At 59.9% G+C, this 13,686-nt stretch carries 14 protein-coding genes; 5 read left to right on the top strand and 9 right to left on the bottom strand.

Annotation, left to right across the window (positions count from 1 at the left end):
• Positions 1 to 344: 344 nt before the first annotated feature.
• Positions 345 to 1,187 carry an EamA family transporter gene (locus B8115_RS05545; RefSeq protein WP_010626770.1) on the bottom strand — a complete coding sequence of 281 codons (843 nt, stop codon included), beginning with the start codon at positions 1,185 to 1,187 and terminating at the stop codon, positions 345 to 347.
• 728 nt (positions 1,188 to 1,915) lie between these two features.
• Here B8115_RS05545 and B8115_RS24125 point away from each other — a divergent pair.
• On the top strand, positions 1,916 to 2,254 hold the full coding sequence (locus B8115_RS24125) for a hypothetical protein (protein WP_370542917.1): 339 nt from the start codon (positions 1,916 to 1,918) through the stop codon (positions 2,252 to 2,254).
• On the opposite strand, the gene B8115_RS05535 is transcribed toward B8115_RS24125, so the two are convergent.
• The 4 genes from B8115_RS05535 to B8115_RS05520 all read right to left on the bottom strand — a co-directional run bounded on the left by B8115_RS05535 (position 2,182) and on the right by B8115_RS05520 (position 5,046).
• On the bottom strand, positions 2,182 to 3,069 hold the full coding sequence (locus B8115_RS05535) for a DUF6544 family protein (protein WP_010626768.1): 888 nt from the start codon (positions 3,067 to 3,069) through the stop codon (positions 2,182 to 2,184). The genes B8115_RS24125 and B8115_RS05535 overlap by 73 nt on opposite strands.
• Before the next feature lie 74 nt (positions 3,070 to 3,143).
• Complete coding sequence (locus B8115_RS05530; RefSeq protein WP_010626767.1) at positions 3,144 to 3,446, bottom strand: TM2 domain-containing protein; 303 nt, start codon at positions 3,444 to 3,446, stop codon at positions 3,144 to 3,146.
• 66 nt (positions 3,447 to 3,512) lie between these two features.
• Positions 3,513 to 4,526: a sensor domain-containing diguanylate cyclase gene (locus B8115_RS05525; protein WP_010626766.1), complete on the bottom strand. Its 1,014-nt coding sequence runs from the start codon at positions 4,524 to 4,526 to the stop codon at positions 3,513 to 3,515.
• A gap of 115 nt (positions 4,527 to 4,641) precedes the next feature.
• A complete protein-coding gene (locus B8115_RS05520; RefSeq protein ID WP_010626765.1) occupies positions 4,642 to 5,046 on the bottom strand; it encodes a GFA family protein in 405 nt (134 codons plus the stop codon).
• Positions 5,047 to 5,235: 189 nt separating this feature from the next.
• Here B8115_RS05520 and B8115_RS05515 point away from each other — a divergent pair, with 189 nt between their 5' ends.
• Positions 5,236 to 6,861 (top strand): ABC-F family ATP-binding cassette domain-containing protein, encoded by a 1,626-nt coding sequence (locus B8115_RS05515; protein ID WP_035590145.1) that lies wholly within the window; start codon positions 5,236 to 5,238, stop codon positions 6,859 to 6,861.
• 184 nt (positions 6,862 to 7,045) lie between these two features.
• The gene (locus B8115_RS05510) at positions 7,046 to 8,752 is read left to right on the top strand and encodes an ABC transporter ATP-binding protein (RefSeq protein ID WP_083861779.1); all 1,707 of its coding nucleotides are present in this window, start codon (positions 7,046 to 7,048) and stop codon (positions 8,750 to 8,752) included.
• A gap of 132 nt (positions 8,753 to 8,884) precedes the next feature.
• Here the strand turns inward: B8115_RS05510 and B8115_RS05505 are convergent, their stop codons facing one another.
• Positions 8,885 to 9,424, bottom strand: a complete 540-nt coding sequence (locus tag B8115_RS05505) for a superoxide dismutase family protein (protein ID WP_026037914.1) — start codon at positions 9,422 to 9,424, stop codon at positions 8,885 to 8,887.
• Between the two features lie 180 nt (positions 9,425 to 9,604).
• Between B8115_RS05505 and B8115_RS05500 the strand changes: the two genes are divergently transcribed.
• Entirely contained in the window at positions 9,605 to 9,937 is a 333-nt protein-coding gene (locus B8115_RS05500) for an antibiotic biosynthesis monooxygenase (protein WP_010626761.1), read from the top strand.
• A gap of 27 nt (positions 9,938 to 9,964) precedes the next feature.
• Complete coding sequence (locus tag B8115_RS05495; protein WP_010626760.1) at positions 9,965 to 10,618, top strand: 5'-methylthioadenosine/S-adenosylhomocysteine nucleosidase; 654 nt, start codon at positions 9,965 to 9,967, stop codon at positions 10,616 to 10,618.
• Between the two features lie 17 nt (positions 10,619 to 10,635).
• Here the strand turns inward: B8115_RS05495 and B8115_RS05490 are convergent, their stop codons facing one another.
• From B8115_RS05490 to B8115_RS05480, 3 genes are all read right to left on the bottom strand, one after another.
• On the bottom strand, positions 10,636 to 11,808 hold the full coding sequence (locus B8115_RS05490) for a Fic family protein (RefSeq protein ID WP_026037913.1): 1,173 nt from the start codon (positions 11,806 to 11,808) through the stop codon (positions 10,636 to 10,638).
• Positions 11,809 to 11,922: 114 nt separating this feature from the next.
• Positions 11,923 to 12,357: a thioredoxin TrxC gene (trxC, locus tag B8115_RS05485; protein WP_010626758.1), complete on the bottom strand. Its 435-nt coding sequence runs from the start codon at positions 12,355 to 12,357 to the stop codon at positions 11,923 to 11,925.
• Between the two features lie 181 nt (positions 12,358 to 12,538).
• On the bottom strand, positions 12,539 to 13,558 hold the full coding sequence (locus B8115_RS05480; protein ID WP_010626757.1) for a Tat pathway signal protein: 1,020 nt from the start codon (positions 13,556 to 13,558) through the stop codon (positions 12,539 to 12,541).
• Positions 13,559 to 13,686 lie beyond the last annotated feature (128 nt).

Here is a 13,686-nt window from a genome sequence, read left to right as displayed (position 1 = left end):
ACTACGTCAATAAGGGGGTGCAAACAACTTTCACCGGCGCTAAGATCTTACGTTACTTATGACATTCTACAGATCCTTGGTCAACTCTAGGAGACCGAGCTGGCGACGCACTATCTTTCTTTGATATATTTTCATGGTGTTACGGTCATGCATCAGGTAGGACTTATCAAACTTCACTATTTTTCCACATTGGTTCTTTTTTCATCGGTTTAACATTCAAGTACGGCTTATATATCTCCTATGTCTTGGTAAAAATAAACCTATAACCGTTAACGATCCCAAGACCAACCGCTAAACAGGGATTGGCTCTAAGATCAATTTAATACTATACTATTTGCAAGCGTTCATCTATATCGTGTAAGTGCAATACCGAATGCGATCAGGCCAGAAGATATGAACCTCCAGACACCGAACCCTTCTTTTAAAACGAACGTTGAAATTATTGCAGCGAAGAGAACGCTTGTTTCCCGCAAGGCTGACACCATGCCGAGAGGAGCGTAAGCCATGGCCCAAATGATTATCCAATATGCGCCTACTTGCATTCCCCCTCCAGCTGAGGCGAACATCCAGTTTCCTAAAACCACTTTTTTAATTTCCTTGAACTTCCAAAACAAAGCAATAACAAACGTTGCTAAGCCATTACCAATAGTTAAAATAACTGCAAACCCTATTGCCGAGCCGGCCTGGCGAGCTCCCAAGCCTCCCACCAGCGTATATGAAGCGATAAATACACCAGTACCAAGAGCGAAAAGTATAGCTTTAGGATTTTTTGACAACCCATCCTTAGAATCTAAAGCCAATGTCATAACACCAATCGAAAGAAAGACAACACCTAACAAAGGGAGAAAATTTATCACTTCGCCAACAAGTAGTACTCCACCCATGGTTACAATCAATGGTGCCGAGCCGCGAGCAATAGGATAAACCTGCCCATAATCTCCATACTGATAGGCCATTGGTAAACAAAAGTGATATGCTGTATGTATTACAACAGCTAACGCAAGTAATGGCCAGCTATCTTGATTGGGAAATGGCACGAAAGGAAGTACAGCTAATGAAACTAAACTTCCAAAAAATGTCAACACAGCCATTACCGCTATCCTGTCCCCACCTATTTTTACAATTGCATTCCATCCGGCATGAAAGGCAGAAGCAAGCAGCACCAACAAAGTGATCTCAACACTCATAACTATATCCCCGCCATATCATAATTGAAAAAAACAGCGCCTAGAAAAACCTCTAACTCTTTTCTAACCATTAAGGGAGTTGCTTAGTTACCATACGCCCTATAGGATCTTGTAAGATCGATTCACCACCTCTTTCCCACGTACTCTCATAGTTTCTCCATTACATGCTAGCCTAAAAAACGGTTATCTTCCTGTGCCTCTAGACAAGACAGTATGCATCGCTCGGTTACCGACTGGATGCCAAAATTACTTGAGCCTACAAAGCATAGCTGATGCTTTCTTGACGTATTTACGATATGGCTTAATATCTTCATGCGATCGATCATATGAATACATGAACTACCTCCGACGCAATCCAAGTTGCCATTTTTCCCCAAATGGGACAGCCTTCACTGGCATTGGCACCTGAGAAGGGTGCCGTTGAGCCAGGAACGCGCCTAAAAGCGCCATGCCGTTCGAACGCTCTTTAGCATGATGCAGAAACTAAGCTAAGAAGCCATGAACCGAGGCGTGCGTCTTTATTAAGACTAGCTTCAAAGTGGCCGGCAAGGCGCTTTTCTTGCACCTTCGGAAATTGGTAAACTGCCATTAGGCAAAGGAGGTCCTCATGGCCTACCTCAACTACCCATCGAAAAGCGCCAGCAAATGAGTGCCGCAGCGATGCGGTCTTATCCCAAGATCATCAACGACTGGGGGCTGAAGAGCAGGAAGCTGCCTTGCTGCTTGGCGTGCCGGGGTCGACCTATCGGCGATGGCGCAAGCAGCCCACGGCGGCGCGGCTCGACGTCAATCAGCTCGAGCGCATGTCGCTGATCCTGGGTATCTACAAGGCCCTTCAGATCCTGCTGCCGCGCGCGGACGCCTGGCTGCGCCGGCCCAATCACAATCCCCTGTTTGCGGGCCAGCTACCCTTGATCGGCTGCTCAGCGGCCTGGTGCAGGATCTCTATGTGGTCCGCTAGCATCTCGCAGATCTTGCCTAGTACCATTGAGCTCTACGCCCCCAGAAACCGCACCTCCTCCACCCTCACCCGAAAGAAAGGAAAGTACTCCTCCGTACTGAAGTGATTGCCCGCCTCGACCTTGGTGGGCAGGGTGAAGCCCTCGAAGTTTTGGAAGTCGTCGAGGTAGCCGCCGAAGGGTTGAAGGCGCCACTCCTTCTCGGGGTTGGCGTCGCTCCAGCGTTGGAACTGTACCCAGCGTGGTTGGCCGTTCTCGGCTACGACGATCTCGATGGCTTGTTCCAGGGTGCCGTGGGTGATGATTGCTCGTGCCAAGTTGGGCTCGCCGCTCTCTTCCCAGCGCACGCCGGCCTCTTCCCAGTGCACTCCGTGCTGGGGCAGCAGCGCTGCCGGGGTCCAAAAGGCGGCTTCCGCTACGGCTCGGCCGAACGAGACGCGCAGGTGGTTGTCGTCGCCCCCGGCCCTGGCGACGGGCAGCGTGCCGTTAAGCCAGAAGCGCGCCCAGGAGTGGCCTTCCGCCATGCCGTCCGAGCCGCTCATCTGCATGAGGCCGCTGCCGGCCCGTTCGAGCCGCCAGATGAAGCCATGCGGTGGAGCAAGTATCTGCCGGGCCCGCATGGGACGGTAGCCGGGTGCCTCCTTGGTGCCGAGGCCGATCTCGCCGGTCATGTGGATTTCGCTGACGACGTGAAGCGGCGTGCCCGGGGCAATGGTGTAGAGGAAGTAGCGCCGGGCGGCGTCGGGTAGGCCTTCCACCATGGCGGGGTCGAACGTTTCGACGGTGGCAGGCGCCTGGGATTGCAGCCATGCCCAGGAATTCTCCATCGCGCGGTTATCGGCCACTCGCCAGGCCTGCATGGCCAGTACGCCGGTGAGCACCAGCGTCAGTAGCAGGGCTAAGGCCACTCCCAGGTATGCCATGCGTTTTCTCCTGCGCTTGCTTCGCCCCATTTTCATTCCCCGAGGCAAGCTTTGCAGCTATCAGCCGTTGGCGCTCACTTGAACCAGTCTTGTTCGAACCTGCCGTTCTGCAACCTGTACATCGACAGCCCGTACTTCAGTTCATTTCCCGATCCGTCTTTCACGAACCCCTTCTGCTTCCCCAGCGAATGGAAGAAAGCATCCATCAGCAAGAGCGCGCCATCGATGAACCACCAGAGGAGGAAGCCCCCGAGAGTCACCGCTTTGAGGATGCCTGTTTTCCATTTCCCCAAATAGAATCTATCGACCCCAAAGAATCCCAGGAACATGGCAAGTACCAGGGCGATGAGTCTATTCTTCTGCTTGGTCTCTATCACTTGAACGTCCTTTTTCTATTGTCGTGTTTCCGCCTTCAGAGACGGCTGCCTTCTCGTGGAATGCGTTTAACCAGACGCTTCTCGATGATACTCGCGCTTGGCGGCGAGTAGCTGCTGGTCAGCGCGGGCGGCGAGGCTTTCCAGGCTGTCATCGTGGCGCAGGGTGGCAACCCCCACACTGATCGAGATGGCGGCCAGCTCATGGGTCTGCTGCTGCAGGCGCTCGGCGGTGGCGCGGGCGTCTTCGTTACTGCTCTCGGGTAGCAGGATCAGAAACTCATCGCCGCCGAAGCGGCCCAGCAGATCGTTTGCGCGCAAAGCGCCCTGCAGGCTCGCGGCAACGCGCTTGAGCGCGGTATCTCCTGCCTCATGGCCTTGGGTGTCGTTGACCTGTTTGAAGGCGTCGAGGTCGATCATCAACACGCTGAGCGAAGTGTCATAGCGCCTTGCCCGCTCGATTTCGCGCTGGCCCAGGGTCTCGATATGCCGGCGGTTATAGCAGCCAGTAAGAAAGTCGCGGGTGGCCATCTCCTCGAGCTGGCCGTTGAGCAGCCTGAGTTCGCGGTTGGCGTGCTGCAATTCAGCGGTACGCTGCTCCACGCGTGCTTCCAACACCTGGTTGTGGCGCTCCAGCGCATCCCGGGCCTGGTGCAGTTCGGTCACGTCCTGAGAGATGCCGAAAAGATGGGTGACGCGCTGCGGGTCATCGGCGGCATTGTGCAGCGGCACGATCAGCGTCAGCCAGTAGCCGTACTGCTCGTTGCCCTGCTCATCGAAGAAGGCGGCATGCTCTTGATAGCGCATCGGCTTGTTCCGCGCCACGCATTCACGGTAGCGCGCATAGATCGACTCAGCCGTTGCAGCGGGCAAGAATGCCGGCAGCGGCTGACCCAGGCACTCACGGCCAATGGTATCGACCTGCGCTGGGTTGGCTGCCTCGAGTATGAAGTGGCCGTCCTCCTCCACGCGTATCAGGAACATGTTCTCGGGGAAGTAATTCCACAGCTCGCGAATCAGTGGATGCCCTATCAGGCCATCGTAAAAGGATTGCTGCGTCTGCTGAGGCGGTTCGGCTGTCATGCGATCACCCGCGGCGAGGTTTACATTACCTTTACAGTAACCACCTGGCCTGGCAAGTGTCGGCAGCATGCCCGGAGCGCGCTCCATGACTTCGGCACTGCCCAGATAGGTTGGATCAGCGCTTCGGCGCGGCTTGCGGGTACCTGGGTAGCGCGTCTTCGAGATCGAACCACTCGGCCTTGGACGAGACCCAGGCGTGGTAGCGTTTGCCGGGTGTTATCGGGGTATCCAGGGTGCCCAGGCGCAGCCGCTTGGCTTCGGGCAGGTCGTCGCGGGCGCTGTAGAGCGGGCTGCCGCACTCGGCGCAGAACACGCGTACCTTGCCCGGTGTGGCGCGGTACTCCTTGAGATACTTCGCGCCTCGGGTGATGCGAAACTCAGCCGAGCGGATCGGCGCCACGGCAACGAAGGCCGAGCCCTGGGCCTTCTGGCACTGCTTGCAGTGGCACATGGAGACTTCGTCGATCTCGCCACTGTATTCGTACTCCACCTTGCCGCATAGACAGCTTCCCTTGTGCATCGGCGCTTCTTCCGGTCGGTTTTTCTTCTACCCGGTTTTCGGGCAGAGGGCGGATGCAGTATAGTCGGCGGTCCATCCCTTCAATATGAGGTGTTCGTCCAATGCGCCATTGATGCCGCCGTTGTTATGACGGCCAGTCTCCACCGGCCCCTATCGCAGGGGGAGTGCTTGGCATCGCAGGACTAGCGCATGACGAATATCCATCTCGTACTTCAAGATGTTTCTTACGCTTTGCCCGACGGCAGAGTGCTTTTCTCCGGCCTCCACGAGCAGTTCGACACGTGCCCGACGGGGCTGGTTGGCCGCAATGGCGTGGGCAAGACCTTGCTGGCGCGCATACTGGCCGGATTGTTACCACCCACCTCCGGGCACTGTCGGCGCTCCGGCAGCGTGCATTACCTGGCCCAGCAAGTGGTTCATCCTGATGATGCAACAGTGGCAACGCTGGCTGGGATTAAGCATACCCTGGATGCGCTGGCGCGCATCGAGTCGGGCAGTACGGCAGCGGAGGATTTCGATACCGTTGGCGACGACTGGGACTTGCCGTCGCGCCTGCGCCTAGAGCTGGAGTCCAATGGATTGGGCCACCTTGGCGCCGAAACACCGGCCAGCGTACTCAGCGGCGGCGAGGCGATGCGGGTTTCCCTGATAGGCGCCATGCTGTCGAACGCCGACTTCCTGATCCTCGATGAACCAAGCAACCATCTCGACCGGCCGAATCGGCGGGCGCTGATCGAGCAGCTGCAACGCTGGCCACGCGGGCTGATCGTGGTCAGTCACGATAGGCAGCTACTGGACGCCATGCAGCGCATCGTGGAGCTCTCTTCTCTGGGGCTGCAAAGCTACGGGGGCAATTACACCTTCTATGCCGAGGCCAAGGCTCATGAGCGACACAATGCCTTGGAGACGCTGGCCGAGCGTAAGCGCGAGCGCCAGCGTGAGGCACGGGCGATGCGCAAGCAGCTGGAACGTCAGGAGCGGCGCCAGGCACGCGGCTATCGGCAAGGCAAGGAGGCCAATCAAGCCAAGTCGCTGCTGGATGGGCAGAAAGAGCGCAGCGAAGCATCCTCGGGTGCACTGCGCCGGCATCAGGCGGCCCGCTTGGCACAGCTCAACCAGGACGTAAAAGATGCTGCGCAGCACGTCGAAGATGAGGCGCTCATCGCCCTGCATGACATCCCCGTTGCGCAGGCGGCTAAGCGCCGCGTGGCCGATCTAGATGGCGTGGAGCTGCCTTACGTCGCACAAGCCACACGTCCTATCAGCCTGATGGTGAGCGGCCAGCAGCGCGTGGGTGTCATCGGTCCCAACGGCTGTGGAAAATCCACTTTGCTGCGCGTGATGGCAGGCAGGATTATGCCCCTGGCCGGTGTTTGTAAGGTAACGTCCGAGAGCGCCTATCTGGATCAGCAACTGGAGAACCTGGATCCGGCAAAGACGGTGCTCGAGCAGTTACGCTCGGCCAATCGCACGGCGACCGAGGCGGACCTGCGCATGCGCTTGGCGCAACTGGGGATCGATGCATCGAAGATAGCGACGCCAAGTGGATCACTGAGCGGGGGTGAACGGTTGAAGGCGGCTCTCGCTTGCCTGCTCTACGCCGACACGCCACCGCAGCTGCTGTTACTCGATGAGCCGAACAACCATCTGGATTTGCCTTCGGCCGAGGCCTTGGAAGCCATGCTGCGCAGCTATCGGGGCGCATTGATCGTGGTGTCGCATGATGACGTCTTTCTGGATAACCTCGGCCTGACCGATCGCCTGCTCGCTACAGAGGAGGGCTGGAGGTTGGAGCCTCTAAGGTCATCTGATTGACTCCCAAGACAAGGAACGTATCAACGATGCACATAGCAGACACTCTGACTCCCGGGCCGGTGACTTCGGCGGGCCCAGGCAAACGACCTTGGACTTCGAAAAGGTCGTTGCGCCCTTCCCCGAACTGCCGGCCATGGGTTCCGCAGCTGGCGCGCACTGTAGATAGCTAGGTCAAAAACCTGACATGAAAGAGTCCCCTCCCTCATCCTATGTGACGACCTATCGGCGCGGGCTCGCGCTGGTACGCTCATGCTATCCGCGATTCTTTGTCCACCTCGTGCTGGTGCTGCTGCTCATGATCGGCATCGCGGCGGTGGGCGCTGCGGTCCCTTATTTGTTGCGACAGACCACCAACCTCTTGGTAGAGGCGTCGGGCGAGGCGGCAGTGGGCATGGTCTACGCCTTCGCCATGGCCTATGCGATCGGCTGGACGTTGAGCAATATGATGGAGTGGGGCAAGAATCTCGCGAGTTCATACGTGATGGCCAGATGCGATGCGGCGGTTTACTCGAGCATCGTGGGCCGTCTGCTACGGCTGCCTTATCAGGCGCAGCATCGGCTCGATACGGGGGTGGTGATGGCGGATGTGAACCGCGCCATGAGCAGCTTCGGCCTGATCAACCATGCCCTCTTCTGGACCATCGCCCCGGTGGTCATCCAGCTCTGCTTCGTCTTCGGTATTCTCTGGCAGGTGATCAACCTCACCTTTGCGGCCGCCTTCATCCTGGCCATCTTGGTGCTCTTCGCCCTCACCTACCGCATTGCCGATGCCACCACCCGCATCCACAAGACCTTCTACCAGACGCATACCCAGCTGAGCGAGTTCCTCGCCGAGCGCCTGCGCGCGCTGTACGACATCAAGATCAACCTCGCGGTAAGGCATGAAGAGCACACTCTCGACCGCCATCTGAGCGGCTATGTGCACACCGTATACGGGACGCATGCCAAGCTCAGCGGCTTGATGGGCGGGCAAGTATTCGCGGTGGGCCTGGTGCTGGGTGGATTCACGCTGTATACCGTCAGCGAGGCGCTACGCCAGCGTTACCAGGTCGGGGATTTCATCATGATCACGACCTATGTGGTTCAGCTCACCTCCCCATTCGTCATGATTGCGGCGGCGTTGATCGACCTCAAGAAGAACTACGTCGCCCTGGGAGACGGCCTTAAGTATCTTGATCTGCCGACCGAGCCCCAGGGCGCAGCCGGTATCGCCCTGAACTATCAGCAGCCTGTGTTCACGCTACGCGACGTCAGCCTGCGCGCCGATGACGCCACCTCCGCGAAGCCGCTCAGTGCGGAGATTCAAGCTGGCAAGATGTACGGGGTGCGCGGCCCATCAGGAAGCGGGAAGTCCACTCTGTTGAGAACCCTTCTGGGACTCGAGCCCCAAGAGGCTGGCGAGATCCTTTTCCACGGTGTCAGCGTTAGCCGCCTTGCCCCGGAGGAGATCCTTGGCAACGTGAGCGTCGTCCCCCAGGCGCCACTGATCTTTAGCGGAAGCCTCAGGGAGAACCTGCTGTACGCGCACCCTCAGCCCGTGCCTGACCAGGAGCTGCTGGCACTCGTCGAGCTCCTGGATCTCGCGCGGATCGGTGGTGGCAGCTCTGGCGAAGGCGTGCTGGATCGGGATGTCGGCGTACAGGGAAGGAACCTCTCTGGCGGAGAACAGCAGCGCATCGCCATTGGTAGAGCGCTGCTGCGCGGCACCCCCACCATGATGCTCGATGAGCCCACGGCGGCACTGGATAGTGCACGCGAGATTCAGCTCATGCAGGCACTAAGAGCGCGCGTCGAGACCCTGGTGGTGGTTAGCCACCGTGAGCAGGTGCTGGCGCTTGCCGATGAGATTATTGATGTCGGGCCGAGCAACGCGCCGGCTTTGGTGGAGTAGTTGTGGCTGTCCAGCCATTGCCCTTTGCTGATGAAATGACTGGATGGAGTACCTCCACATGATCGACGAGAAGCCGGCCTTGGCCGCCTGGCGAGTCCATGGCCAAGGCCGGTTGGTGTGCTACCGCTGCAATCAGTCTGCCTGCACGACCCCGCAGGCAACCCGGTCGCCGGCACCGCCGATGGGCTGACTCATGTGATCATCGGGGTTTTCATGGATGACCAGCGCGGTGCCTTCTTCACCGAGCATGTTCCCCCCGATACTACCATCGAGACTTGCCCGTTCATTGAACATCTCAACCTGCGCGCTACCGTCGCTGTGGACGTAGAAGTTGGGCAGGTCTCCGGCATCCGGGCCGTCTGGATTGAGGAAGCCGTGCGCTGAGTCGTCGGGATTCAGGTGGCCGCCAGAGGCGTGAAACCCTTCATCATGATCCTCACAGGTACCGACACTGTGGATATGAATGGCCTTCCACCCCTCATCCAGGCCATCGATGCTGAAATTGATCAGCACTCCGACCGGGCCCTGCTTGATCGTGCCCTGCCCGACCACCTCACCGTCGTTATCGATGAATTCAACGCTGGCCGTCGGGCCGTTGCCCTCGTCGGCCATGCTTGTCAGGGAAAAGAGACCGAGAGTCAGGCCCAACAGCATTGAATGTCCTTTTTTCATCCACTCCTCCAGATAACGTTAACGACCTTTGTTGGCCTACCCCAGCATAGTATGAGGTGGCATCGATCACGACCGGGGGCCACCTGCTTCTCGGCTGGCCTTTTCCGGCCTTGCCCCCTGTCGGCGTCGGTGTCATCGTCTTTCGGTGACCATCAGCCGCTGACCACAAGGAGCATTATCGTGTTCATCGCCATGAACCGTTTTCGGGTCAATCCCGAGCGAGTGAAGGAGTTCGAGCAGATCTGGCTGGAGCGGGAGACCCACCTGCAGGGCCTGCCCGGCTTCGTCGAGTTTCATATGCTGCGCGGCCCCGAGAAGGAAGACCACGTGCTATACGCCTCGCACACCATCTGGCGCTCGCGGGAGGACTTCGAGGCCTGGACCCACTCCGAGGCGTTCCGCAAGGCCCACGCCAACGCCGGCCAGAGCAAGCGCGAGGGGCTCTACCTAGGCCCGCCGAACTTCGAAGGATTCGAAGTCATCCAGACGGTCGGCAACGCCAGCGATGCCTGAGGCCACGAGACGGATGAGGACTGGAGCATGAGCGCGGCGCAGCCTACTCCGCCGCTGACGGAGCTCGGTGGCCGTAGCGTGCTGTTCGCGATGGCCGCCGAGGCCGAATACGGCCCGCACCTCAAGCAGCGTTTTACCCCGACCATGACCGGTGTCGGCCCGGTGGAGGCAGCGGTGGAGCTCACCGCGGCCCTGGCCGCTCTGGCCCAGCTGGGGCGCCTGCCGGATCTGGTGGTATCGCTGGGCTCGGCGGGCAGCCGGGTGCTGGAGCAGACCGAGATCTATCAGGCGACCTCCGTCGCTTACCGCGACATGGACGCCTCACCACTGGGCTTCGAAAAGGGCACCACGCCCTTTCTCGACCTGCCGGCGATCGTTCCCCTGCCGCTGCGTATTCCCGGCATTCGTGAGGCCACGCTTTCCACCGGGGCCAATATCGTTTCGGGCGAAGCCTATGCCGCCATCGCTGCGGAGATGGTCGACATGGAGAGCTACGCCTGCCTGCGCGCCTGCGCCCGCTTCGAGGTGCCGCTAGTGGTGCTGCGCGGTATTTCCGACGGCAAGGCGGAGCTGCACCACGTGGATGACTGGACGGAGTATCTACACGTCATCGACGAGAAGCTGGCCGCCGCCGTAGATCGGCTTGGCGAGGCGCTCGCCGAGGGGTTGTTGGATCGCTGACCTGGTGAGTGGCCTGGTCAGGGGGTGTCCGAGGCGGCTTCGCTACCTTCCGGACCGCAGCCCACCACGCGGTAGCGCGTGCTGCGCCCGCCCCCGGGCATTTTCTCCAGGCAGCCCTTGGCCAGCAGGTCGGAAAGATGGCGGGTGGCAGTGGCCTTACTGACCTTGGCGACCTTCTGATACTGGGCAGCGCTGATGCCGCCCTCGAAGCCCCGCTCTCCGCCATCCAGCAACCGATTGAGTACTTTGATCTGTTCCGGCAACAGGCCGGCTTCGGAGAATCGCTGCCAGAAGCGTGTCTTGGTCAAGGTACGCTCGATGCCGGCGAGAGCATCTTCCAAGGTTTGCAGCAGGATATCGAGAAACCAGGCCAGCCAGTCACTGAGATCCGTCGTGCCACGCTGGCTGCTCTCAAGCACTTGGTAATAGTTCTGCCGCTCGGCCAGGATCGCGGCGGACATGGTGTAGAGTCGAATGCTTTGTCGGTCGGCCTGGGCCAAGGCCCGGTCGGCAATGGCGCGGGCCAGGCGGCCGTTACCGTCCTCGAAGGGGTGCAGGGTAACGAACCAGAAGTGGGCTATACCGGCACGCAGTAGAGGGTCCAGGGTCGGGTCGTGGCGGCTCGTGTCGAACCACGCCAGGAAGGAAGCCATTTCGTCCTCCAGCTCTTGGCGAGGCGGGGCTTCGAAATGCACCTTGGGCTTGTCGAGACGACCGGAGACGACCTGCATCGGCTCCTCGCCCCGCCACTCTCCTACCCGCAGCCTGACCAGCGATGTCTCGGCATCGGGAAAAAGCCAGCGATGCCACTGGAAGAGCCGCTCGCGGGTCAGCGCCGTATCCGGCGAGCCGATGGCATCCATCATCATGTCGGCTAGGCCTTCCGAACGCGATGAAACAGCCGCTGCTCCATCATCGACGCCGAGGCGTCGCGCCAGGGAGGAACGTACCGAGGCGGCATTCAGGCGCTCTCCTTCGATGGCCGAGGAGGTAATGATGTTCTGCAGCAGCGTATCCAGCATTACTGCCGGATCGTTGTCGGCCGGCAGGGAACCTACCCTGCCCAGCAGCATCCCGAGAGACCGCCAAGTTTCCTGAAGGCGAGGCTGGATCACGGCGGCCCGCCAGTGGAAAGCGGGCCAGTCGGGTTGCTGCCAGATCCAGAGTGGCGTCGTGCTTGAAGCGTTCATGGCGGTACCCTGTATGACTGGTGAGCCGAATAACTAATTATTCGGCTCACTATATGAGCCGAATTGTCGTCTCATTCGGCTCAAGGGTCAACCAAGGCCCATTGTTGGTCTGGCTTAGACGAGATGCGACTCCAGCCAGCGCTTAAGCTGTGAGCCCTGCATCAGCCCGGCCTGGCGGGCGATCTCATGCCCCTCCTTGAACACGATAAGCGTGGGAATGCTGCGAATGCCGAAGCGCCCGGCCAGAGCCTGCTCCGCCTCGGTGTCGAGCTTGGCGAAGCGAATGCGCGGCTCCAGCTCGGCGGCGGTCTGAGCGAAGACAGGCGCCATCATCTTGCAGGGGCCGCACCAGCCGGCCCAGAAGTCCACCACCACCGGCAGCTCGCTGCGCTCGATCAGCGCCGCGTAGTTGGCGCTGGTGAGCTCCAACGGCGCCCCGCTGAACATTGGCTGCTTGCACTTACCACAGCGCGAGGCGGCCAGGCGCGCCGTGGCCACGCGGTTGATGGCCAAGCAGTGAGGGCAGGCCAGATGCAGAGAATCGGACATGGCTGGGCTCCGGGGTAGAGAGGGCTGACGAGGATATGGTGGCAGCCGGGCTGGAAGTAAAGCCAAGCAAATTCTCGCCGACATGTTCTGGTGAGCCGAATAGCGGAATTATTCGGCTCACTCCAGGAGCCGAATAGACGAGCGATTCGGCTCGCAGGCAAAGCGAGGTCTGTTTGCGGGGTCATGGGATAAGGACCGCCTCCACCGGCCTGCGCAGAGAGCGCGGCATCGCCTTGCCCCGGCCGAACCGCACCACCAGGTCGGGGCGCCCACCGACGATACCCAAGGCTTCGGCGAACGCCGGGCGTATGCTCGTCTCTTCGACCGGCTGGTTGATGAAGGCATTGCAGATGCCGAGTGCCGTCGCCTGCAAAGCGAAACGCTGATAGCAGCGTCCGGCTTCCACCCAGTGGGCCCTGTCGTCGGCTTCCGAGATGAACACGGCAATGCCGGCGGAGCTGCGGATTTGCCGGGCGAGTTTGGCATTCTCGGAGCCTTGGCGTAGCAGCGCGCGGAATAACCACCGGCCCAGCCACCGCGGTGTGGAGGGACTGCCCATGGCACGCGCGAATAGTCCATCCCCGCTCAGGATCGCCTCGCGTTCGCCAAAGCGGATCCAGGCCTCGAGTTCCTGCCGGAAGGCCCGGCTACGGATCTGCAAGCTGTTGGCCAGAAGCACGAACCCCAACACTTGCTCTATCGCCGGTCGCTCGGTCAGCAGGCTGATGGAGACCCCATTTCCGGTTCCCGCGCCCTGGAGCAGGTAGAGCTCCTGGTCGGTAACGGGTGCGCCATCGTAGTCGGTGCGGGTGCACTGCCGCGCCGGGATCGCCTCGAACAGCGAGGAGCGCTCCGGCTGGCAGGGTGCTAGCGTCACGCGTACTTCTCCGTCGCCTTCGGCATGAAACGTAACCTCGCCCTGCATGCCGAACGCCCGTGCCGCCAGACTCAGGTTCTCGGCGGCGCAGCCCAGCGAAACGTAGAGGTGGTGATCGTCCGGGTCGACCACCGGGGTGCGCCGCGTAAGATCCGGCAGGATCGTGATGGCTTCGTCCGCGACTCTGAAGCGCCAGCACTGGGTGTTGTGCCCGGAAGGCGCCAGGGTGGCATAACGAATGAGTTCCTTGAGCCGAGCGACATGATCGGTCGCTTGCCCATCGCCATGGCGCCACAGACTCGCCACTACCTGTTCGTAGTTCATCGCCCGCCCCCTGCTCCACCCACCCTGACGAAGCTCCTCTGCTTGCCTCAGTTTAGCGGGTGCGGATCCAGGTAGCGCTTGGTCAGTGCCCAGAAACCAGAACCGACATTAAAATATCGCTAAAGCTC

This window comes from Halomonas sp. KM-1 (genome assembly GCF_000246875.1).
Taxonomy (GTDB): Bacteria; Pseudomonadota; Gammaproteobacteria; order Pseudomonadales; family Halomonadaceae; genus Halomonas; species Halomonas aerodenitrificans.
This window is presented reverse-complemented; position numbering and strand designations above follow the sequence as displayed.